Annotated in this window: 26 protein-coding genes and 3 other annotated features; of the genes, 17 read left to right on the top strand and 9 right to left on the bottom strand. The window is 36.9% G+C overall.

Going from position 1 to position 22,453, the window contains the following annotated elements; translation table 11 throughout:
• Window positions 1-102 precede the first annotated feature (102 nt).
• Window positions 103-223 (top strand) — a sequence feature (ribosomal protein L20 leader region).
• Between the two features lie 63 nt (window positions 224-286).
• From infC to CQ058_RS13655, 5 genes are all read left to right on the top strand, one after another.
• Window positions 287-790, top strand: coding sequence for a translation initiation factor IF-3 (gene infC, locus CQ058_RS13675; protein WP_002015470.1), 504 nt, complete (start codon window positions 287-289; stop codon window positions 788-790).
• Window positions 791-811: 21 nt separating this feature from the next.
• A complete protein-coding gene (gene rpmI / locus CQ058_RS13670; protein WP_001125945.1) occupies window positions 812-1,012 on the top strand; it encodes a 50S ribosomal protein L35 in 201 nt (66 codons plus the stop codon).
• Between the two features lie 38 nt (window positions 1,013-1,050).
• The gene (gene rplT, locus CQ058_RS13665) at window positions 1,051-1,407 is read left to right on the top strand and encodes a 50S ribosomal protein L20 (RefSeq protein ID WP_001138364.1); all 357 of its coding nucleotides are present in this window, start codon (window positions 1,051-1,053) and stop codon (window positions 1,405-1,407) included.
• Between the two features lie 516 nt (window positions 1,408-1,923).
• Window positions 1,924-2,415 carry a dUTP diphosphatase gene (locus tag CQ058_RS13660; RefSeq protein WP_002015469.1) on the top strand — a complete coding sequence of 164 codons (492 nt, stop codon included), beginning with the start codon at window positions 1,924-1,926 and terminating at the stop codon, window positions 2,413-2,415.
• A 69-nt stretch (window positions 2,416-2,484) separates the two neighbouring features.
• The gene (locus CQ058_RS13655) at window positions 2,485-3,570 is read left to right on the top strand and encodes a M42 family metallopeptidase (RefSeq protein ID WP_002088917.1); all 1,086 of its coding nucleotides are present in this window, start codon (window positions 2,485-2,487) and stop codon (window positions 3,568-3,570) included.
• A gap of 41 nt (window positions 3,571-3,611) precedes the next feature.
• On the opposite strand, the gene CQ058_RS13650 is transcribed toward CQ058_RS13655, so the two are convergent.
• On the bottom strand, window positions 3,612-4,229 hold the full coding sequence (locus CQ058_RS13650) for a TetR/AcrR family transcriptional regulator (protein ID WP_002015467.1): 618 nt from the start codon (window positions 4,227-4,229) through the stop codon (window positions 3,612-3,614).
• 296 nt (window positions 4,230-4,525) lie between these two features.
• On the opposite strand from CQ058_RS13650, the gene CQ058_RS13645 reads away from it, so the two are divergent.
• Window positions 4,526-5,179: an HlyD family secretion protein gene (locus tag CQ058_RS13645; protein WP_002190842.1), complete on the top strand. Its 654-nt coding sequence runs from the start codon at window positions 4,526-4,528 to the stop codon at window positions 5,177-5,179.
• A 12-nt stretch (window positions 5,180-5,191) separates the two neighbouring features.
• On the top strand, window positions 5,192-6,985 hold the full coding sequence (locus CQ058_RS13640) for a DHA2 family efflux MFS transporter permease subunit (protein ID WP_002034231.1): 1,794 nt from the start codon (window positions 5,192-5,194) through the stop codon (window positions 6,983-6,985).
• Between the two features lie 21 nt (window positions 6,986-7,006).
• Here the strand turns inward: CQ058_RS13640 and CQ058_RS13635 are convergent, their stop codons facing one another.
• Both CQ058_RS13635 and CQ058_RS13630 read right to left on the bottom strand, forming a co-directional pair.
• Complete coding sequence (locus CQ058_RS13635; RefSeq protein ID WP_002190840.1) at window positions 7,007-7,369, bottom strand: hypothetical protein; 363 nt, start codon at window positions 7,367-7,369, stop codon at window positions 7,007-7,009.
• 13 nt (window positions 7,370-7,382) lie between these two features.
• Window positions 7,383-7,757 (bottom strand): hypothetical protein, encoded by a 375-nt coding sequence (locus CQ058_RS13630; RefSeq protein WP_002190839.1) that lies wholly within the window; start codon window positions 7,755-7,757, stop codon window positions 7,383-7,385.
• Between the two features lie 146 nt (window positions 7,758-7,903).
• Here CQ058_RS13630 and CQ058_RS13620 point away from each other — a divergent pair, with 146 nt between their 5' ends.
• Window positions 7,904-8,446: a sigma-70 family RNA polymerase sigma factor gene (locus tag CQ058_RS13620; protein ID WP_002034234.1), complete on the top strand. Its 543-nt coding sequence runs from the start codon at window positions 7,904-7,906 to the stop codon at window positions 8,444-8,446.
• Between the two features lie 21 nt (window positions 8,447-8,467).
• Window positions 8,468-9,496 carry a DUF4179 domain-containing protein gene (locus tag CQ058_RS13615; RefSeq protein WP_002190838.1) on the top strand — a complete coding sequence of 343 codons (1,029 nt, stop codon included), beginning with the start codon at window positions 8,468-8,470 and terminating at the stop codon, window positions 9,494-9,496.
• Window positions 9,497-9,522: 26 nt separating this feature from the next.
• Here CQ058_RS13615 and CQ058_RS13610 read toward each other — a convergent pair whose 3' ends face one another.
• The 3 genes from CQ058_RS13610 to sspI all read right to left on the bottom strand — a co-directional run bounded on the left by CQ058_RS13610 (window position 9,523) and on the right by sspI (window position 11,322).
• Window positions 9,523-10,236 carry a CPBP family intramembrane glutamic endopeptidase gene (locus CQ058_RS13610; RefSeq protein WP_002192413.1) on the bottom strand — a complete coding sequence of 238 codons (714 nt, stop codon included), beginning with the start codon at window positions 10,234-10,236 and terminating at the stop codon, window positions 9,523-9,525.
• A 139-nt stretch (window positions 10,237-10,375) separates the two neighbouring features.
• Entirely contained in the window at window positions 10,376-10,933 is a 558-nt protein-coding gene (locus CQ058_RS13605; RefSeq protein WP_002143328.1) for an HD domain-containing protein, read from the bottom strand.
• A gap of 179 nt (window positions 10,934-11,112) precedes the next feature.
• On the bottom strand, window positions 11,113-11,322 hold the full coding sequence (gene sspI, locus CQ058_RS13600) for a small acid-soluble spore protein SspI (RefSeq protein WP_000009511.1): 210 nt from the start codon (window positions 11,320-11,322) through the stop codon (window positions 11,113-11,115).
• Window positions 11,323-11,404: 82 nt separating this feature from the next.
• Here sspI and CQ058_RS13595 point away from each other — a divergent pair, with 82 nt between their 5' ends.
• From CQ058_RS13595 to CQ058_RS13575, 5 genes are all read left to right on the top strand, one after another.
• A complete protein-coding gene (locus CQ058_RS13595) occupies window positions 11,405-12,202 on the top strand; it encodes a TrmH family RNA methyltransferase (protein ID WP_002015458.1) in 798 nt (265 codons plus the stop codon).
• Between the two features lie 92 nt (window positions 12,203-12,294).
• Window positions 12,295-12,523, top strand: a binding site (T-box leader).
• Window positions 12,524-12,566: 43 nt separating this feature from the next.
• Window positions 12,567-13,601: a phenylalanine--tRNA ligase subunit alpha gene (pheS, locus tag CQ058_RS13590; RefSeq protein ID WP_002015457.1), complete on the top strand. Its 1,035-nt coding sequence runs from the start codon at window positions 12,567-12,569 to the stop codon at window positions 13,599-13,601.
• Between the two features lie 18 nt (window positions 13,602-13,619).
• Entirely contained in the window at window positions 13,620-16,040 is a 2,421-nt protein-coding gene (gene pheT, locus CQ058_RS13585) for a phenylalanine--tRNA ligase subunit beta (protein WP_002190836.1), read from the top strand.
• A 142-nt stretch (window positions 16,041-16,182) separates the two neighbouring features.
• Window positions 16,183-16,434, top strand: a binding site (T-box leader).
• 52 nt (window positions 16,435-16,486) lie between these two features.
• Complete coding sequence (gene asnS / locus CQ058_RS13580; protein ID WP_002034242.1) at window positions 16,487-17,878, top strand: asparagine--tRNA ligase; 1,392 nt, start codon at window positions 16,487-16,489, stop codon at window positions 17,876-17,878.
• Window positions 17,879-17,970: 92 nt separating this feature from the next.
• A complete protein-coding gene (locus tag CQ058_RS13575) occupies window positions 17,971-18,105 on the top strand; it encodes a YuzL family protein (RefSeq protein ID WP_000039594.1) in 135 nt (44 codons plus the stop codon).
• A gap of 42 nt (window positions 18,106-18,147) precedes the next feature.
• Here the strand turns inward: CQ058_RS13575 and CQ058_RS13570 are convergent, their stop codons facing one another.
• From CQ058_RS13570 to rnhC, 3 genes are all read right to left on the bottom strand, one after another.
• Window positions 18,148-18,399, bottom strand: coding sequence for a hypothetical protein (locus CQ058_RS13570; protein ID WP_002143326.1), 252 nt, complete (start codon window positions 18,397-18,399; stop codon window positions 18,148-18,150).
• A 13-nt stretch (window positions 18,400-18,412) separates the two neighbouring features.
• Window positions 18,413-18,667, bottom strand: coding sequence for a hypothetical protein (locus tag CQ058_RS13565; RefSeq protein ID WP_078175945.1), 255 nt, complete (start codon window positions 18,665-18,667; stop codon window positions 18,413-18,415).
• A gap of 137 nt (window positions 18,668-18,804) precedes the next feature.
• Entirely contained in the window at window positions 18,805-19,740 is a 936-nt protein-coding gene (rnhC, locus tag CQ058_RS13560) for a ribonuclease HIII (protein WP_002190834.1), read from the bottom strand.
• A 123-nt stretch (window positions 19,741-19,863) separates the two neighbouring features.
• Between rnhC and zapA the strand changes: the two genes are divergently transcribed.
• From zapA to polX, 3 genes are read left to right on the top strand one after another with little or no spacing between them, the layout of a single operon-like run.
• Entirely contained in the window at window positions 19,864-20,133 is a 270-nt protein-coding gene (zapA, locus tag CQ058_RS13555) for a cell division protein ZapA (RefSeq protein ID WP_002088902.1), read from the top strand.
• Window positions 20,134-20,135: 2 nt separating this feature from the next.
• Window positions 20,136-20,675 (top strand): CvpA family protein, encoded by a 540-nt coding sequence (locus CQ058_RS13550; RefSeq protein ID WP_002034246.1) that lies wholly within the window; start codon window positions 20,136-20,138, stop codon window positions 20,673-20,675.
• A gap of 55 nt (window positions 20,676-20,730) precedes the next feature.
• Window positions 20,731-22,449 (top strand): DNA polymerase/3'-5' exonuclease PolX, encoded by a 1,719-nt coding sequence (polX, locus tag CQ058_RS13545; protein WP_105589768.1) that lies wholly within the window; start codon window positions 20,731-20,733, stop codon window positions 22,447-22,449.
• Window positions 22,450-22,453 lie beyond the last annotated feature (4 nt).

Below are 22,453 nucleotides of genomic sequence, written 5' to 3'. Positions count from 1 at the left end.
GGTTGTTTGTTACAATATTTCTTGTTGTTAGTAAAACACATCGTGTCTTCTTGACAGACGTCATGTCCTATGATAAACTCATCAAGGATAATAGAATATGGTTTTGACAAGTAGAAGCACCCGCTTCTCACCTGATGGACGCATTCGCAGTTAGCAGGTAAATGTATTTCTTACTAAAGATATTACAAGTGTGGGTGCCGTGTGCCCGCACTTTTTTTGTTCGGGTTCTACAATTGCAAAACGTATTCTAAGAAAACCTTGGAGGTGGCTTACTATTAGCAAGGATATGATGATTAACGAGCAAATTCGTGCACGTGAAGTACGCTTAGTTGGCGCAAACGGCGATCAACTTGGAATCAAGTCTCGTAATGACGCTTTAGACTTAGCTGCAGGTCTTAATCTTGATTTAGTATTGGTTGCTCCAAATGCGAAACCACCAGTATGCCGCATTATGGACTACGGTAAATTCCGCTTTGAGCAACAGAAGAAAGAAAAAGAACAGCGCAAAAATCAAAAAGTAATTAGCATGAAAGAAGTTCGTTTAAGTCCAACAATTGATGAACATGACTTTAACACAAAACTTCGTAATGCTGTCAAGTTTTTAGAGAAAGGCGACAAGGTTAAAGCGTCAATTCGCTTTAAAGGACGTGCCATTACTCATAAAGAAATCGGTCAACGTGTTTTAGATCGCTTCTCAGAAGCTTGTGCTGAAGTTAGTACAATTGAATCTAAGCCTAAAATGGAAGGACGTAGTATGTTCTTAGTTTTAGCACCGAAAAACGATAAGTAATAGATAGAGGAGGAAATACCTATGCCTAAACAAAAAACTCATCGCGGCGCTGCAAAGCGTTTCAAAAAGACTGGATCTGGTAAACTGAAGCGTTCTCACGCTTACACAAGCCATTTATTCGCTAACAAATCTACAAAAGCTAAACGTAAACTACGTAAAGCTGGTGTAGTTAGCGCTGGTGACTTCAAACGCATTCGTCAAATGCTTGACAACTTAAAATAAGTTCGGCTGATATATAGAACAAACTAGGAGGTAATATTATGCCAAGAGTAAAAGGTGGTACAGTTACTCGTCAACGTCGTAAAAAAGTTATAAAATTAGCAAAAGGTTACTACGGTTCTAAGAGTACATTATTTAAGGTTGCTAACCAACAGGTTATGAAATCTCTAATGTATGCATTCCGTGACCGTCGTCAAAAGAAACGTGACTTCCGTAAATTATGGATTACACGTATCAACGCAGCAGCTCGTATGAATGGTCTTTCTTACAGCCGCTTAATGCACGGTTTAAAAAATGCTGGCATCGAAGTTAACCGCAAGATGCTTGCTGACTTAGCTGTTCATGACGAAAAAGCTTTCGCTGAATTAGCAACAGTTGCAAAAAACAACATTAACTAATTGTTTAAAACCTTAGAAGATTTTCTTCTAAGGTTTTTTTTATTTGCATTTATTGTAAAATCCTCCACTTATTATCGTTATTTCTTGCTCAAGTATATTAAGATGTGCTTGTAAGAAATTTTGTAACGATAACGAGGAGACTTTTACATGAAAGTAGGAAAGATTAACGGATGTGTCGTTATCGATATGACAAAATCAATATAAAAGCTATAGCGATATAAAAGAATATATATATAAAGTCAGGAGAATCCTCCTGACTTTTTTTATTTGAACCCATTCGTGAGAAGTGCATCTTTCCTAGCAGAAACGACACTGCTATAATGGAAAGATGATATGGAGCTTTCATCAAGTGAACAATATATGAGTGATGATTGAAACGTATTTGCAAATTAAGGACAAGCTATCTTTATAAAGATGTAGGTAGCTGACTTGTTAATAAGAAACGAAAAATAATAATGAACTTTGAGATGAAACAACATTGTTGCGGAAAATGCGATGTTGGAGGAGGACAATAGAATGGACTTACTACAACTATTTAAATTACAAAAAGAATTAGATGACCGTATTGTGAAAGAACATGACTTACAACCGAAAAAATTGTTAAAAGAAAAAATGTTAGCTCTTCTTGTAGAAATTGGAGAACTTGCAAATGAAACACGTTGTTTTAAATATTGGAGCAATAAACCAGCTTCAGAACGTGAAGTAATATTAGAAGAATACGTAGATGGTTTACATTTTATTTTATCAATCGGAATCGATTTAGGAATTGATAAAAACTTCTTATTCTATAAATGTGCGCAAACGAATAAAACACAAGTGGAAATTTTCTTAGACACATATGCGAAAGTAATTCGTTTTACAGATCAACCTTCTATTACGAACTATATTGAACTATTTACAAGCTATCTTCGCCTTGGACAAGCGCTTGAATTTGAACAAGATGAAATTGAAAAAGCATATTTAGATAAAAATGAAGTAAATCATCAGCGTCAAACACAAGGATACTAATTTAATTTTTGAATATTTCAATTTCCTTTTGTATAATAAAGTGACTGAAGAAAAAGGAGGGTGTTGGCAATGATAAAATTAGACGAGACATTGACAATGCTAAAAGAATTAACAGACGCACGCGGTATTGCGGGTAACGAGCGCGAACCACGTGAAGTAATGAAGAAATATATTGAGCCGTTTGCAGATGAACTTTCTACTGACAATTTAGGAAGTTTAGTTGCGAAAAAAGTTGGGGAAGAAAACGGCCCGAAAATTATGGTTGCAGGTCATTTAGATGAAGTCGGATTTATGATTACGCAAATTGATGACAAAGGCTTCCTTCGTTTCCAAACGGTGGGTGGCTGGTGGTCGCAGGTTATGCTTGCACAGCGCGTAACGATTGTAACGCGTAAAGGAGATGTAACAGGTGTAATTGGTTCAAAACCACCGCACATTTTACCTCCAGAAGCTCGTAAAAAGCCAGTTGAAATTAAAGACATGTTCATCGATATTGGTGCTTCTAGCCAAGAAGAAGCGATGGAGTGGGGCATCCGACCAGGAGATCAAGTTGTACCGTACTTCGAATTCCAAGTGATGAAGAATGAAAAGATGTTACTTGCAAAAGCATGGGATAACCGAATTGGTTGTGCAATTGCAATTGACGTATTAAAACAATTAAAAGATGAAAAGCATCCAAACGTTGTATACGGCGTTGGGACTGTACAAGAAGAAGTTGGTCTTCGTGGTGCGAAAACATCTGCAAACTATATTAAGCCAGATATCGCATTCGCAGTAGATGTAGGTATTGCTGGTGATACACCAGGTGTAACGGCAAAAGAAGCACAAAGTAAAATGGGTGATGGTCCGCAGATCATTCTATATGATGCTTCTGTTATTGGTCATACAGGTTTACGTGATTTTGTTGTTGATGTTGCGGATGAATTACAAATTCCATATCAGTATGATTCTGTAGCGGGCGGGGGAACGGACGCAGGAGCAATTCACATTTCTGTAAATGGTATCCCATCTATGGCAATTACGATTGCGACACGCTACATTCATTCTCATGCAGCAATGTTACATCGTGATGATTATGAAAACGCGGTGAAGTTAATTGTAGAAGTTATTAAACGTCTTGATAAAGAGGCTGTACATAACATTACATTTAATTAATAGAAAAAAGCGAAGGATAACCTCCTTCGCTTTTTCCATTTTTAAAACGGTCTTTCTAATCCTGCTGCAGTATGAGCTCCTAAAATAATTAAGCGAGTTAATTGCATTGCCATGAAATGTGGGGTATAAATCATGCCTCTTTTTAACCATGACATAATCATTCCGATATGAGCGCCTGTAACATAACTAATAAGAATATCACGAGGGACCATAAGGTCTTCATCATCTGGCTGGGAAATAGATAGGCTTAATGTTAAATGTGTTTGAATTGTTTTCATCATTTTATAAGAATAGTTTCCAGCTGCCTTATCGCCGAGCATAACGTTATAGAAATTAGTATTATCTGCGATATGCTCAAACAAAGCTAAAAAAGTTGGATGCGGTGAATCAAAAGTGAGCTGAAAATCTTCTTTATTTCGATTTTGTGGTTTAATTACTGCAGCTAGTTTTTCTAACATTTCTTCTATGCTTTTTTCTAATAAATCATATTTATCATGGTAATGGCTATAAAATGTAGCACGATTTACAGGAGCGCGTTCCGCGATATGTTGCACAGTTACATTTTCGAAGCCCTTTTCGCCTACTAAAGCGACAAAAGCATCCTGTATGAGTTGTCTCGTTCGTTTTACACGTGGATCATTTGTATTTTTAATAGACATTTTTACTTCACCTCGTTTAATTTTTTAACCTTAAACAACACATGTATAGTGTAATGTTGTTTAAACAACATATAGGTTTAAATTGTTGGTTGTAGATTCGGGATAATTATTTATAATTATAAACGATAGTCCTTTAGAAATCAGCACCGCTAGGATGCAGACAAAACATAGTTTGCGTCGTAAAAGGTGTGCTTTTTTTGTTTAAAGGTTAATATAATTAACAATTAAACAATATAAACACTAAGGATGTAAATAGTTTAGAAAAAAATTATATGCGATATAAGGAGAGGAATGCAATGAATCAGTTTCGAAGAATGGTAATTATCAACATTATCACATTAATTGTATTAGTTGGCGGCGGTATTGGCGGTTATTACTATTACAATCAAGCGGAAAACTATTTAAAAACAGAAAATGCAAAGATTGACGGGAAAGTAATCCCAATTGCATCACCAGTAGCAGGTAAATTAACAGACTGGAAAGCTGAAGTCGGAAAAAATTACAATGAGAACGATAAATTAGGTGCGGTTACTGTAGCAGGAGCAAATGGTGAGCAAACAGTAGATGTAACAATTCCGCAAAATGCAACAGTTGTACAGTCAAATGCAACAACTAATGCGTTCGTTGGGGCAGGTAGCCCAATTGCTTATGCATTTGATATGAGCAATTTATGGGTAACAGCAAATATTGAAGAAACAAATATTGATGATGTTCAAAAAGGCCAAACAGTAGATGTGTATGTAGACGCATACCCAGATACAACGTTAACGGGAAAAGTAGAACAAGTTGGATTAACAACAGCGAATACATTCTCGATGTTACCATCAAGTAACGCAACAGCGAACTATACGAAAGTAAAGCAAGTTGTACCAGTTAAAGTTTCTTTAGATCATAGTAAATCAGTAAATATTGTTCCTGGAATGAATGTGTCAGTTCGTATTCATAAGTAAGGGGGAGATGAGATGTCCTCAATTGCAATTGTAGGATATGCACTATTTTGTATAATCGTCTTCTTCCTTGTAAATCGTCTTTTACGAAAGAAAAAAACGAATGTGGGAGAAGAACAAGTCCCAGCCGTAAGTAAGATAGAAGTAAGTCAAGCAGAAACAGTAGAGAAAGAACTTGAACAAAAACAAGAAACAGAAGCTTCTAACGTAGTGGAATTAGAAACAGGGAAGCAAGAGCAAGTAAAACGGGAAAAAGAAATGCTGAAGAGACAATTGCCGGTAGAGAATGTGAATGTAAAGGCAGTTGTAGCTGTATTAATTCTCGGTATGTTCGTTTCTATTTTAAACCAAACGATCATTAATGTTGCACTGCCTCCATTAATGAATGAATTTAACGTATCAACTTCAACAGCACAATGGTTAATTACAGGCTTCATGCTTGTAAACGGAATTTTAGTACCAATCAGTGCATTTTTAGTTTCACGATTTACGTATCGTAAATTATTCATAGCAGCAATGTTATTCTTCACTGTAGGATCTATTATTTGTGCTACATCAGGAAACTTTACAATGATGATGACAGGCCGTGTTGTTCAAGCGGTTGGTGCAGGTATTTTAATGCCAGTTGGTATGAATATCTTCATGACATTATTCCCGCCTAATAAACGCGGAGCAGCTATGGGGTTACTTGGGGTAGCGATGATTTTAGCACCAGCTATCGGACCAACTGTAACAGGTTGGGTAATTGAAAACTATAGCTGGAACTTAATGTTCTATGGGATGTTTGTTATCGGTTTAATTATTACGTTCTTATCTTTTAAATTCTTTACACTAGCTCAGCCAGTGTCTAAAACAAAGTTAGATGTATTCGGTGTTATTAGTTCAAGTATTGGACTAGGTAGCTTACTGTACGGATTTAGTGAAGCTGGAAATAATGGCTGGACTAGTGCAGAAGTTGTTATAACACTTATCATCGGTGTCATTGGTTTAGCTGTATTTATTTGGAGAGAGTTAACAACAGACAATAAAATGCTTGATTTACAAGTGTTTAAATATCCGACGTTCACTTTCACATTAGTAATTAACGCGATTGTAACGATGGCCTTATTCGGAGGTATGTTATTACTTCCAGTATACTTGCAAAACATTCGCGGTTTTACACCGATGGAATCTGGTTTATTATTACTTCCAGGATCATTAATTATGGGGATCATGGGACCAGTTGCAGGTAAACTATTTGATAAGTATGGTATTCGTCCGTTAGCAATTGTCGGATTAGCCATTACAACATATGCGACATATAAATTTACAACGTTATCGATGGATACACCGTATAGCGTTATTATGACGGATTATATTATACGCTCAATTGGTATGTCATTCATTATGATGCCAATTATGACAGCTGGTATGAATGCACTGCCGATGAAATTAATTTCTCACGGTACAGCAACGCAAAATACGTCAAGACAAGTAGCTGGTTCAATTGGAACAGCGATATTAATCACGCTTATGACGCAACAAACTACTGCTCACGTAGCGGATTACGGCAATATGTTAACAACGTCAAACCCGATTTTAGTTGATAAAGTACACGGTATGGGCCAAAGCTTAGCGGCATTAGCCGGATCAGCTCAAGCAGGAGATGCGATGAGTACACAACTATTATTCGGACAAATTTCAAAGCTATCTGCAATTAACGGTATTAACGATGCCTTCTTAATTGCAACTATATTAGCCGGTATTGCTTGGGTGTTATCGTTCTTCTTACCATCAGGCAATAAACCAAATAGAAAAGCAGGGAATTAATTTCCCTGCTTTTTTGTCTTTTTAAAGAGTGAGATATAAAAAATGATAACCAGCTACGGAGCACAGCCCTGTTATAAACAAAATTGTTCCCATAGCACGAATGCTGGATGTTTGTCTTCCACTTATAATAGCTAATAGTCCAGCTAAAGAGAAGAAACACCAATATAAAGTTCCTGAAATTGGAACCATCCCCTCTAAATCTATTCCAAAACCTATACAAATGATAGGAACAACAATAAGCGATATGCTAATTAAACCAGCTATAACGATAAATGATTTTCGATATTTCATTCCGGCAGCAATTAAAAAAATGCCAACGATGCCTTCACATAATAACAAAATAGGGGCTAAGATAAGCCAAATAAATAAGTTGATAGATTCCATATGTAATAACCCCTTAACGAATAAAAGATGAATCAGGCATGGACATGAGTTGATAGCAAATAGCTGCAAACAGTCCTATTGAGAAAATAATGAATCCCATGTTGCGTATACTCTTAATTTTTGAACGTACCCCATTCAATCCTGCTAATAAACCAGCTAGAGAGAAAAGTATCCAATATAGGACAGGTGGAATGTGGAGAACGGTCTCTCCATTGATCCCTTTGTTCAAAAAAATAAAAGGCATTATAACTAATGAAAAGCAAATAATCCCCATTAAGATAACAAGTAATTTCCGATATTTAATTCCTGTTACCATTAAAAAAATACCACCAGCAATCCCGCATAGTAAGAGAAGTGGCGTAAAAAGTATCCAAATAATACTGAACATATGTAAACTCCTTTAAGTGAATTAAGTTATATTTTACTACATGAGGTTTATTTTGGATATTATTAATAAATATGTATAAATTGATAGAAATGAGAAGCAACGATACGAATTAATAGATGTAGAGAACGTTAGAGAGGAGGGTGCATATGAAAATTACAGAAGAGAACGTTGCAATGCAACTACGGAAAAGGAACGAAAAAGCATTATATTTTATTATCGACCGGTACGGCGGACTTATAAAAAGTATTATTCAGAAGCATTTAGCCTCTTTTCAAGATGTACAAGAGGAATGCATGGATGATGTGTTATTGGCAATTTGGAATCATATTGAAAAGTATGATGAGGAGAAAAATACTTTAAAAAATTGGATTGCAGCTATTACAAAATATAAATCTATCGATTATGCGAGGAAATATGCGAAGACAGTAAATGAAAAAGGATTAGATCAAATAGGTGAAATAGCGGTACATACCGATACTACTAAAAATGAAATTAGTAATGATATGGAACATATATTAGATCATTTAAAGAAGAACGATAAAGAAATCTTTATGAAGCATTACGTTGAAGAAGACAGTGTAGAAGATATTGCAGAGAAAATGGGGATGAAAACTTCTTTTATATACAATCGTCTGTCGAGAGGCCGGAAGAAGCTAAGGGCATTATTTTTACATAATCGAATGAAGTAAATAAGAAAAGAGGTGAAGGAAATGAAAGATCCGTATGAAATGTTAAATGATATAAAAATTGATGAAAATGAATATAAAGAAGTTAACTTAACTCATATAGAGAAAAAGAAAATACAAAAGCGAATTAGCAAAAAGATAAGAAAGAACAAAGTTCATACGAAACATAATATAGCTATTGTAACATCGGCTGCGGCATTATTTATCATGATGATGACTGTAGATATGAGAAGGATGATTGCAGATATACCGTTAATCGGAAGTAAAATGGAAGACTACGTAAACAGTAGAGGAGAACCTTTAAAAGAATATAAAACGACAATAGGACAAACGGTTTATGATAACGGTGTAGAAGTAAGGTTAGATGAAGTGATGATAGATGAAGGGCAGATTATTGTTAATAGTACGTTTAAGTCTAACAGTGTTAATCTGGGAGGTATTTTTTTACCGTACCCAGATGTTTATATAAATGGAAAAGAGTTAAATGGTAGTGGTGGTGGAGGTAAACAAAAAGTAAATGATTATACATACACATTTTTTACTACTACAAATTTGAAAGATTCACAAATGAAGCCAATGGAATTGGATGGGGAACTAGATATACAAATTATATATAGAAGACTTATGCCGTTAAAAGATAAAACCTCAATAAAAGGAGAATGGGGCTTTTCCTTTAAGGCATCTGGAGACAAATTAAAAGCTGAAACGAAAACAATCCCAATCCATAAACATTTTAAATTGGAAAATGGTCAAAAAATAGAAGTGGAAGATTTGAAAGTGTCTCCTGTATCTACGAAGTTAAATTATAAAATGATGAACGGAACAAAGTTAGATGTGACATTTACTGCAAAAGATCAAGATGGGAAAGAGTTAAAACCAGTTTCAGGTCATACATTAGCGGAAAATAGTTATTGGCGTTTTGAAAAGCTAGAGGACAGTGTAACGAAAATTGTACTGACGCCTGTCATCACTTCTGGTGAAGAGGGAGAAAAGAAAACGAATTATCGAAAAGTGTTAACGGAAGAAGAGTTTGAAGTTGTGATAAAAGAGTGAAAGAGGTATCGCGATGACACCTCTTTCTAACTCAAGAATGCTAACATATTATTCATAATATGAAATAACATAGCTGGAATAATGGATTTTGTTTTTTTACATAAAATAGCCATTAATAATCCCATGAAGAAAGTAATTACCATTACTCCAAGTGAGTATGTATGAGCGATACCGAAGAAGAAGCTTGTTACGATAGCTGCAATCCAAAATGGAAAGCGTTCTGAGAAGAAGCGAAGTATAAAACCACGGAAAATCAGCTCTTCAAAAATTGGTGTGAGTATAGCGAAGCCGAGAAGTAATAATATTTGATACTGCTTAAAAACGTCTAAGTTTAGTGCGGAAGATTGCTGCTTTGTTGCGTCTTGGAACACATAATTTAACAAGATGTAATTGAGTATAATGTTTATAGCGAAGAAAAGAAGTAAGTATACGTATGTACGCCATTCTTTAAGTACTTTAAAGTTAAAAGATTTTAGTAGTAATTTTTTTGCGGGTTCGAATTTAAAAATGAAGAATAACAACACGGCTAGTTGTAATATGATACTTGCAGTATTTACAATAGATTCATACAGGGCAATTTGTTTTTTATCTGTAAGACCGGCTGTATAAATTGTTAAGGGCATTGCGAGGAACACAGTAATAAGTCCGGTTCCGAAAAAAGCGAATAAAACAGAGCTAATAAATTGTCCCCATGACATAGAGTATTTCTGTGCATTAGAAAGTTGTGTAGCGGGTTGCATTTGTAAAATCACCTCTTTATATTTTTATATCTAATTATAAAGTATTTTGCTTTTGGGTGTAACATTTAAATATTACATACAAAGGTGTATTTTTCGCAAAATAATAAAAGAGGTATCACCCTATAGTGATGCCTCTTTCTCATTGATAACTATGTTCTGCCTTGTCATTCAATTTCTTTTGCTCTATTTGTAATTCACGCTCTACCAATCGGTCTAATTGCTGAATAGCTTTAAGTGCTTTTTCGTAAGAAATCGTTCTATAATGGTGCGCTCCGCCCGGTTCTTCATCTGCTTCGTCTGCCCATTTAATAATGTTTTGAAGAGATGTTCTTTCAATTTCTTGCTGTACTAAGAAAGAATCTGTATGAAGAAGAATCGCAATAGAAATTTCTTTTGCTAGTTTAGGATGTTCTCCTAATCTAATAAGCAATTTATGAGATCTTTCTGCCCCTTTAATCGCATGTATATCATTCTTTTTATACAAGTCATAGTCCCATTCGCCGCCTGTGTACCACGTATGATGTCCGATATCATGAAGGAAGCCAGCCTTTGTCGCAGCATCGACTGAGGCGTGATGCTTTTTGGCTAAGTGAAACGCATGGTAAGCGACAGCAATCGCGTGGACCATTCCAGAACGGTTTACATATTTTTGTGTAATGTGATGTTTAAAAACTTGTTCAAGCGTAATACGTTGCATAAAACATTCACTCCTTTTATCTAATGATGTACATGAAGAAAAATCGATCGGTTTAAATGTATTTTGAACATTGTACTCCATCGGGGTAGCGTTAGTAAAGTAGAAATGTTTAGGAGAAGAAAAATTTTATAGACATAAAAGGTCACCTTAGTTTTTTTTCTAAGGTGACCTTTTATTGCTTATTTTTTTAATCCTTGCTCCAGTGTTCCTAACATTTCGTGTTTTTCATTTTCATCAGCATTTTTCCAAATGACTTCGAATAAAACGCCAAGACCTGGAAGCATTTTTTCTTCACCGCTTTGAATTGCATCGACAATCGTTTCTTGTAATTGGTCTTGTGAATTTCCAGATACATTCGCTAATACCGCGCCGCGTAAATTAAAACTCATTATCTTCACCTCTTCTTCAGAATTGAAACTGACGTTAGTTTTTGTTCTTTTTTATGTAAATATGTATGAAAAATAGGCTATAATGATAAGACAAGAAGAGAGGGAAATACATATTATGAAAAACATTGATTCAGTACAAAACCCGCGTGTGAAGCAGTGGAAAAAGCTGCAGACGAAAAAAGAGCGCGATAACAAAGCTTTATTTTTTGTAGAAGGATTCCATTTAGTAGAGGAAGCGTTAAAGGCAGGAGTTGTAACAGAACTTATCGTTTCAGATCAGACAGATCTTCCGAAAGATTGGACAGTTAATGATGTTGAAATGTATATTGTGCCTGAAGCAATTGTAAAAGTACTTCGCGAAACAGAAACAACGCAAGGTGTATTTGCTGTTTGTGAGAAACATGAGAAAGAAGTAGCTCTTACTGATGGGAAATTTCTTTTATTAGACGGCCTTCAAGACCCAGGTAATTTGGGAACGATTATTCGTACAGCGGATGCAGCGGGTATTCATGCCGTTGTGCTTGGAGAAGGGTGCGTTGATGTTTATAATAGTAAAGTACTACGATCTACACAAGGTTCTATTTTCCACTTACCGGTTGTGAAAGGGAACTTAGAAGAATGGGTAGACAAGTTAAAAGAAAATAACGTCCCTGTATATGGAACAGCTCTTGAAAATGGAGTTCCATTTGGTGAAGTAACCCCGGCTGGAAGTTTTGCATTAATTGTAGGGAATGAAGGAAGCGGCGTACGCCAAGAAATTCTTGCGAAAAGTGATCAAAACTTGTATATTCCGATTTACGGCGGGGCAGAATCATTAAATGTTGCGGTTGCAGCAGGGATTTTAACGTATTATTTACAAAGCCCAGTTGCGAATCGATAAAAAACTTCTTATAATAAGTTGAAGTGCATGTTCATAAAAAAGTGGTGAAATGAGTATCGAACTTTTTTGAACATATAATAAAAGTATATTAATGAAAAACGTTGATAGAGAAGAGTAGCTTACAAAATCGCCATATAGGGAGAGAGTGCCGTAGACTGAAAGCATTCTTATGGTAGATGGAAGTGAATTCACCTCTGGAGTTGGCGCCAGGACCATTTATATGTAAAGGCGTTCCGGTCAGAATTGATCGTTATAACTAATGAGTGGGCAGACTTGTTCTGTCAATTTAGGGTGGTACCGCGAATTTACCTCGTCCCTTTTTGGGAGCGGGGTTTTTTTATTTTTAAAATTAGGAGGGTTCCAAATGGAAGCACGTTTAAAAGAGCTAAAGCAAAAAGCGTTAGAGCTTATTGAAGAAGCGAAAGAGCTAAAGGGCTTAAACGACGTACGCGTAGCGTATTTAGGGAAAAAAGGTCCAATTACAGAAGTATTACGCGGCATGGGAAAATTATCAGCAGAAGAGCGTCCACGTATGGGAGCATTAGTAAATGAAGTACGTGAAGCGATTCAAACGCGTCTAGAAGACAAAATTGGTAACTTAGAAAAAGCAGTAATTGAGGCGAAATTAGCTACTGAAACAATTGATGTTACACTGCCAGGTCGTCCTGTTGAAACAGGTTGTCACCATCCGTTAACAGCAGTTGTTGAACAAATTGAAGATGTATTCATCGGTATGGGTTATGAAGTAGCTGAAGGAACAGAAGTAGAAAAAGACTACTACAACTTCGAAGCATTAAACTTACCGAAAGATCACCCAGCGCGTGATATGCAAGATACATTCTACATTACAGAAGAAACGTTACTACGTACACATACATCTTCTGTGCAAGCACGTACGATGGAAAAGAATAAAGAAAAAGGCCCGATTAAAATTATTTGTCCTGGTAAAGTGTATCGCCGCGATGACGATGATGCAACGCATTCACACCAATTCATGCAAATTGAAGGTCTTGTAATTGATAAAAATATTCGTATGAGTGACTTAAAAGGTACACTGCAAGTATTCGTGAAAAAGATGTTCGGTGAAGATCGTGAAATCCGTCTTCGTCCAAGTTTCTTCCCATTCACAGAGCCGTCTGTAGAGATGGATATTTCTTGTATGATGTGTCACGGTAAAGGTTGTGGCACTTGTAAAGGGACTGGCTGGATCGAAATTTTAGGAGCAGGTATGGTTCACCCGAACGTACTTGAAATGGCTGGTTATGATTCAAAAGAATATCAAGGTTTCGCATTCGGTATGGGCGCAGAGCGTATCGCAATGTTGAAATACGGCGTAGATGACATTCGTCATTTCTATACAAATGATGTACGTTTCTTACAACAATTCAAACGAGCGTAAGGGAAGGAGAGGATAAATATGTTCGTATCATATCGTTGGTTACAAGAGTATGTAGATATTAAAGATGTAACAGCACAAGAACTAGCAGACAAAATCACGAAAAGTGGTATTGAAGTAGAAGGTGTTGAAGTATTAAATAAAGGTGTAAAGGGTGTTGTAGTTGGTCACGTATTAGAATGTGAAAAACACCCAGAAGCTGATAAATTAAGCAAATGCTTAATCGATATCGGTGAAGAAGAGCCGGTTCAAATTATTTGTGGAGCTGCTAACATTGCAAAAGGTTTAAAAGTACCAGTTGCAAAAGTTGGCGCTGTACTTCCTGGTAACTTCAAAATTAAAAAAGCAAAACTACGCGGGGAAGCTTCTCACGGTATGGTTTGTGCTCTTCAAGAGCTTGGTATTGATGGGAAATTCGTTGCGAAAGAATATGCAGACGGTATCTTCATCTTCCCAAGTGATGCTGAAGTTGGTGCAGATGCACTTGAAATTTTAAATTTACATGATGAAGTACTTGAGCTTGGTTTAACACCAAACCGTGCAGATTGCTTAAACATGTTAGGTGTTGCATATGAAGTAGCTGCTATTTACGGCCGTGAAGTAAAACTTCCAGCTATCGACTTACAAGAAACAGAAGAAAAAACTTCTGATTACATTTCTGTAAGTGTAGAAGCGAAAGAAGAAAACCCATTATATATTGCAAAAATGGTGAAGAACGTAAAGATTGGTCCATCACCAATGTGGATGCAAACTCGTCTTATGGCAGCTGGCATTCGTCCAATTAGTAATGTAGTTGATATTACAAACTACATTTTAATGGAATACGGTCAACCGTTACATGCATTCGATTACGATAAATTAGGTTCAAAAGAAATCGTTGTTCGTCTTGCAAAAGAAGGCGAAAAGATTCAAACATTAGATGCTCAAGAACGTACGTTACAAAGCCACCACCTTGTTATTACAAACGGTGAAAAAGCGTTAGCTGTTGCTGGTGTAATGGGCGGAGCGGATTCTGAAGTTGATAGCGAGACAGTAAACGTTCTAATTGAGTCTGCATACTTTGCAGGTCAAACAGTGCGTCGTACATCAAAAGACTTAGGTCTTCGTAGCGAATCAAGTGCACGTTTTGAAAAAGGAATCGACCCAACACGTACATTTGAAGCAATTCAACATGCAGCTGCTTTAATGGCAAAATACGCTGGTGGAGAAGCGCTTGAAGGTGTAGTAGAAGCTGATAACTTACAAGTACAAGAACGTACAGTATCTGTTACAGCTGAAAAAGTAAACCGTGTATTAGGTACAGATATTTCTGCGAGTGAAATGGGTACAATGTTCACAAACTTAAAATTCCCATTCACAGAAGTAGAAGGAACATTCCATGTAAATGTACCAGCACGTCGTCCTGACATTACAATTTCAGAAGACTTAGTAGAAGAAGTAGGTCGTCTGTATGGTTATGATCACATTCCAGTTACATTACCATCTGGAACAATGACACGTGGTAAATTAACATCAGCACAAACGAAACGTCGTAAAGTACGCCGCTTCCTAGAAGGTGCTGGTTTATATGAAGCAATCACATATTCATTAACAGGCGCTGACAAAGCGAAACAATATATGGTTGAGCCGAACGAAAAAGCTCCTGTAAATCTTGCGCTTCCAATGAGCGAAGAGCGTAGCCAACTTCGTTTAAGCTTAGTGCCACAATTGTTAGAAGCAGTTTCATACAATGTTGCACGTAAAAACGACAGCGTTGCATTATATGAAGTAGGTTCTATCTTCTTACCAACAGAAGCAGGAGAACTTCCGAAAGAAGAACAACATCTTGCAGGTGTTATGACAGGTCTTGCTCTTCACCATGCATGGCAAGGTGAGAAGAAAGTTGTAGACTTCTTCGTTGTTAAAGGTGTATTAGAAGGATTATTCGACGTACTTGGCGTGGCAAATCAAATCACTTATGCACCAGCAAAACGTGAAGGTATGCACCCAGGCCGTACTGCTGACATCGTATTAGATGGTGAAGCAATCGGATTCATCGGTCAATTGCACCCGGAAACAGAAAAACAATTAGATGTGAAAAATACATTCGTATTCGAATTATCTCTTGCAAAAGTATTCGGTGCAGACGCTGAGGGAACTTACTACTCAGCAATTCCACGTTTCCCATCTATGACACGTGATATGGCTGTTGTAGTAACAACAGAAACAAAAGCTGGTGAAATGAAGCAAGTCATTGCTGAAGCTGGCGGAGAACTTCTGAAAGACGTAGCACTATTCGACTTATACGAAGGTGAAAAAATGGAAGAAGGCAAGAAATCAATTGCATTCTCTATGAACTACTTCGATGCAGAACGTACATTAACAGACGAAGAAGTAACAGAAGCACATAACCGTGTATTAACAGCGGTAGAAGAGAAATTTGGTGCGGAGTTACGTAAGTAATAAAAAATTGCCGGATTAAGTCCGGCAATTTTTTTATGGCACGATTGTCGGTAAGTCGATATATTGCGAAAATCGCTGATATATTTTCTGGCATCTTGCATCTTTCTCTCGAATGTAGTACATTAATTTTAGTTTAACAAAACGAAAGACGATGATAAGGAAAAGTAGTATATACTATAATCCAAAGCGAGTCAGGGACGGTGAGAGCCTGATGAGGCGGTATATGTGAAGAACACCTTGGAGTTGCTAACCGAAATTGAAACTTGTATTCAAGAGTAGACTTAGACGGGAATCCGGCCTGTTACAAACCGGGAAGTATGTATTACATACGAGTTAAAGTTGGTCTTTATGACAAATTGGGTGGTACCGCGAAGTTTAACCTTTCGTCCCTTTATGGATGAAAGGTTTTTTTGTATTTAAATATATGAGTAAAGGAGAATTTTACTATGGAAAACACATTAGTAAAAAGTCTGTATAGAGATACAGATAAATACGCAGATCAAACAGTACAAGTATCAGGTTGGATTCGTAACTTACGTGATTCAAAAGCATTTGGTTTCATCGAATTAAACGACGGTAGCTTCTTCAAAGGTGTTCAAATCGTTTTCGATACAGAATTAGAGAACTTCAAAGAAATTGCAAAGCTTCCACTTAGCTCTTCAGTTAAAGTAGAAGGTAAAGTAATTGCAACGCCTGGAGCGAAGCAACCATTTGAAATTAAAGCAGAAAAAATTGATATCGAGGGCTTATCAGATTCTGATTACCCACTTCAAAAGAAGCGTCATACGTTTGAATATTTACGTACAATCGCTCACTTACGTCCAAGAACAAATGCATTCTCTGCAACGTTCCGTGTGCGTTCTATCGCAGCATTTGCGATTCACCAGTTCTTCCAAGAGCGTGGATTCGTACATGTTCACACACCAATCATCACTGGTAGTGATACAGAAGGTGCAGGCGAAATGTTCCGCGTAACAACGCAAGATTTAAACAACGTACCTAAAGGTGAAGACGGACAAGTTGACGAATCAAAAGACTTCTTCGGTAAAGAAACAAACTTAACAGTAAGTGGACAGCTTAATGCTGAAGCTTATGCGTTAGCATTCCGTGATGTGTACACATTCGGTCCTACATTCCGTGCAGAAAACTCAAACACAACTCGCCACGCAGCTGAGTTCTGGATGGTTGAGCCTGAGATTGCATTCGCTGAGTTAGGCGATGTAATGGATCTTACAGAAGATATGCTGAAATATGCAATGAAATACGTACTAGAGCATGCACCAGAAGAAATGGACTTCTTCAACAGCTTCGTTGATAAAACAGTTCTAGAGCGCATGAACAACGTGATCAACTCTGACTTCGGTCGCATCACTTATACAGAAGCAATTAAAGTACTTCAAGAATCAGGTGCTGAATTTAAATACCCAGTAGAATGGGGTATTGACTTACAAACAGAGCACGAAAGATACTTATCAGAAGAAATCTTCAAACGCCCTGTATTCGTAACTGACTATCCGAAAGACATTAAAGCATTCTACATGCGTATGAACGAAGATGGTAAAACAGTAGCAGCTACTGACCTTCTAGTTCCTGGCATCGGCGAATTAATCGGCGGAAGTCAACGTGAAGAAAGAATGGACGTTTTAGTAGACAGAATTAAAGAATTAGGTATGAACGAAGAGGACTACTGGTGGTACTTAGAACTTAGAAAATACGGCGGTACAAAACACGCTGGATTCGGTCTAGGTTTCGAGCGCTTCCTAATGTACATTACTGGCATGGCTAACATCCGTGACGTAATTCCATTCCCAAGAACTCCAGGTTCTTCTGAGTTCTAAAATATGAAAAAAGCGAGAGGGTTTCCTCTCGCTTTTTATTTTGAATAGTTTATTACCTCGTAGCAAAAAGTAACGCGAAGGGGTGAATATAAATGAGTAAAAAAGTGAAAAAAGATCATTCAAGATCAAGCCTAGGTTCTCCAGAAGTAGAAGGACAAGGAACGACGACACATGAAACAGGTTCTCATAAAGTATCTTCATCAAATAAGAAGCAGAAACGAAGCTAACATAAAAAAGGAGAGTCTTGGCGGCTCTCCTTTTTTTATGTATTACATCTTATTATCATTAATCTCTTTTGTAATTTTATCTACATCTTTGTCTAATCGATCTAAATAGAAAAACCACAGTAAGCTCATGAGAACGTAATAGATGGCCATAACACAAAGATTATCAGATATATTTTCGAATGTGGATTTGGAAGTGAAAAAAGCTCCCCAAATGATAGAGATTGTAAGGTAAGAAAGAGGGAACACGAGGTGTACTAAAATATATAATATCTTTTTAACTTTAACAGAGTTCATATGAATTACCTCCTTATTTAAACAATCCTCTTTTTCTAATCATAAATTCAAGTTCCTCACAGAAGTGTTGCAGCTTTACTGGATTATGTATTAACAAGCGGGCATCGTGTTTCCCGATAAATCTTCGAATCCGAAAGTTTAATAAGAAAGATCGGCCATAGCGCTCTATTAAATCGTTGAACACGGGTTGTTCACTTAGTAGCTGAATGTTTTCTCTAATTTCGAACTGTCTTTCGTGTGGATCACCTAGTAAAATATCTAGAATCATTTGTAGAAGTAGTAATAGGAACTCATATGTTTGAAAAATATGTATATTTTAATTATAACAAAAATACACAGGCGATAGTAGAGTGGACTAAAGCGAAACAAAAAACAGGAGTTTGTAGGCTCCTGTTTTTGTCGATACTATTTTAATAAGCGAAACGCCTTCTCTGTATTAGCAAAATGCACTTTCACAAATTCAGGTAGTCTTTCTTTACCGACTTTTTGAATTAATTTAGCAGCGGCAATATCAACTTGTTTACCAGCACCTTTCGGAAGTTGCATACCAGCTTTTTTGCTTAGTTCGTCAAATTGTTTTACGAATGAGTAACGAGCTAAAATGGAAGCGGCGGCTACTGCTAAATGGACACTTTCACCTTTTGTAGCGAAGTAAACATTTTCACGCTGTACCTGTTTTTGTTTCGCTAAATATTTATAGTATGTATCAGGCTGTGTAAATTGGTCGATTAAGATGCCTTCTGGTTTTGTAGGCGCGATTTTTGCCAATAAGTTTGTGATGGCTTTGTTATGTAGTAAAGCTTTTAGTTTACCTTGGTTGTTTCCTTTATCAAATAGCTCGTTATATTTTTCATTATGGAGAACGAGGGAGCTGTAAGGAACAACGTGAAGGAGTTGTTTTGCAATCTCAGCAATTTGAGCATCATTTAAGTTTTTGGAGTCTTTTACACCGAGTTCTTTTAAAAGTGGAATTTGCTTCGCATCCACATATACAGCAACTACTGTCATCGGTCCGAAGTAATCACCAGTACCTACTTCGTCTGATCCTAGAATAGACATTGTGCCGATGGAAGCGGGCGGCGCATAACGATGTGAATTGACCGATTTTTTTACAGCTGATTTTGGTGTTTGAGAGACAGTTTGCCAACGAGAAGCCTCTGCTTCAGCACGTCCACCTTGAAACATCACTTTCCCTGATTTATAAGCTGTAATTGTGCAAGATGGAACCTTTGCCATAAAGATACCGCCTTGCGGAATTTTGGGGCTAAGTGCTTGTTTGTATTGTTGTTTCATGTCTGCAATTACTGTAGAACTTGTTTGTATTACGATAGAATTTGACAAAATGGTCGCTCCTTTTTTATGTTGTTATTTTTATCATATCGGATTGTTCTTTCTGTTTCCATATTATGATGGTTCATGGTATGATAAACTTTAGGATTCTGTACGTGATTGGAGGCCGGTGAGTTGTCACAACAAAAGGGAAATAAAAGTCGAATTAATGTAGAAATATATGGCCAACAGTATTCAGTTGTTGGCGATGAAAGTACAAGTCATATCCGCATGGTAGCAGCGATTGTGGATGATAAAATGCGCGAACTCAATGCCAAGAATCCTTCGCTTGATACGAGTAGACTAGCGGTATTGACGGCGGTAAACGTCATACACGATTACATAAAATTAAAAGAAGAACATGAGAAGTTGAAAGAAAGTATGACACAAAAAGGAATGGAATAAACATGATTGATATTATTATCATTTTATTGCTTGTTATGGGATTTTTCCTCGGTTTACGCAGAGGATTTATTTTGCAACTTGTAAAGTTAACAAGCTTTATTATCGCATACCTCGTTGCATACTGGTACTGTAAAGATTTAGCGCCAACGCTTGCGAAATTTATTCCGTATCCATTCGATAAGAATGTATCTGTTCCAGAATGGATAGATGCGAATAATATTGAGGGTGTCTTCTATCAAGCAATTGCGTTTATTGTATTATTTATTATTACAAAAATCGCACTTTCACTACTTGGTAATTTACTGAATATGTTTGCAGAAATCCCAGTTTTAAAGCAAGTCAATGCGGTTGCTGGGGCACTTCTTGGCTTTTTAGAAGTGTATATCATTCTGTTTGTCTTAATTATTGTTGGAACAATTCTTCCAATTGAACAAATACAAACACCATTACAAAAATCATCAATTAGCAAAATAATTGTAGACGATACACCGATTCTTTCTGAAAAGGTGAAGGAACTATGGCAGACAGGTAGCAGAGTGTAACTTCTCTTTTTTCGGAAAGAGAAGTTTTTTTCTATGAAAGAAAGGCGGGGCAATGATGAAAGTGAATAAAAAACAAGTTATCAAATTACTAGAGACAATCGGCCTATTTATGGAACTAAAGGGCGCGAATCCATTTAAAATATCTGCATTCCGTAAAGCGGCGGCAGCACTAGAAAGTGATGACCGTAGTCTTTCTGAAATTGAAGATTTCACAAAGATTCCAGGTATCGGAAAAGGAACGGCAGCAGTTATTCAAGAATATATAGAATCGGGAACATCTGAAGTACTACAAGAACTTGAAAAAGAAGTACCAAGCAGTTTATTACCACTATTAAAACTACCAGGCCTTGGTGGTAAGAAGGTGGCCAAGTTATACAAAGAACTTGGTGTTGTTGATATGGAAACGTTAAAAGCTGTTTGTGAAGAAAATAAAGTACAAGCTTTAGCTGGATTCGGTAAGAAAACAGAAGAGAAAATATTAGAAGCAATTGATCAAGTAGGCTCTCGTCCAGAGCGTTTACCAATTGCGATGGTATTGCCTATTGCCGGGGAAATAGAGGAGAAATTGTCGAATGTTGCTGAAATAATTCGTTTCTCACGCGCTGGTAGTTTACGCCGTGTTCGTGAGACAGTGAAGGACTTAGATTTCATCATTGCAACGACAGAGCCAGCAGTAGTGCGTGAACATTTACTACAATTTGATAATATGATTGAAGTGATTGCAAGTGGAGATACGAAAGTATCTGTTCGTCTTCAATATGAATATGATATTTCAATTGACTTCCGCTTAGTAAAACCAGAAGAATTTATTACAACTCTTCACCATTTCACAGGATCAAAAGACCATAACGTAAAAATGCGCCAAATTGCGAAAGATAGAGGCGAGAAAATTAGTGAATACGGTGTGGAAATCTTAGAGACAGGTGAAGTGAAAACATTCGAAACAGAAGAAGCATTCTTCGCCAACTTTGGCCTTCCATTCATCCCACCAGAAGTGCGTGAAGATGGAAAAGAAATTGAATTAATTAAAGAGTATCCCAACTTAATTCAGTTCTCTGATATACAGGGTGATTTACATATGCATACAACGTGGAGTGACGGTGCTTTTTCAATTGAAGAAATGGTGCAAGCGTGCCGCGCTCGTGGATATAAATTTATGGCAATTACTGATCACTCGCAATACTTGAAAGTAGCAAACGGTTTAACGAAAGAGCGTCTTCGTGAACAAGCGAAAGAAATTGAACGTATGAATGAAAAGTATCCAGACATTACAATTTTGCGCGGGATTGAAATGGACATTTTACCAGATGCGACACTTGATTTTGACGATGAAGTATTAGCAGAACTAGATTATGTCATTGGAGCTATTCACTCTAGCTTCTCACAAGACCGTGAAACGATTATGAAGCGTCTTCGCACTGCACTTGAGAATAAGCATGTCACAATGATTGCCCATCCGACAGGACGTCTTCTTGGGCGCCGTGAGGGTTACGATGTAGATACAGATTTATTAATCCAGCTCGCAAAAGAAACAAATACAGTTTTAGAATTAAATGCAAATCCAAACCGTCTAGATTTAAGCGCGAAATTATTAAAACAAGCACAAGATGCTGGTGTAAAAGTAGCGATTAATACGGATGCCCATACACTTGAAATGTTAGAAGATATGGAAACAGGTGTAGCAGCAGCGCGTAAAGGTTGGATTCAAAAAGATAACGTGATTAACACATGGGATATTGAACGTTTATTAGACTATATTAAACGTAATAAGTAATACA

Source organism: Bacillus sp. MYb56, from assembly GCF_002976445.1.
GTDB classification, from domain to species: domain Bacteria; phylum Bacillota; class Bacilli; order Bacillales; family Bacillaceae_G; genus Bacillus_A; species Bacillus_A mycoides.
The sequence above is the reverse complement of the archived record's forward strand: the minus strand, read 5'-3'. Positions and strand labels throughout refer to the sequence as shown.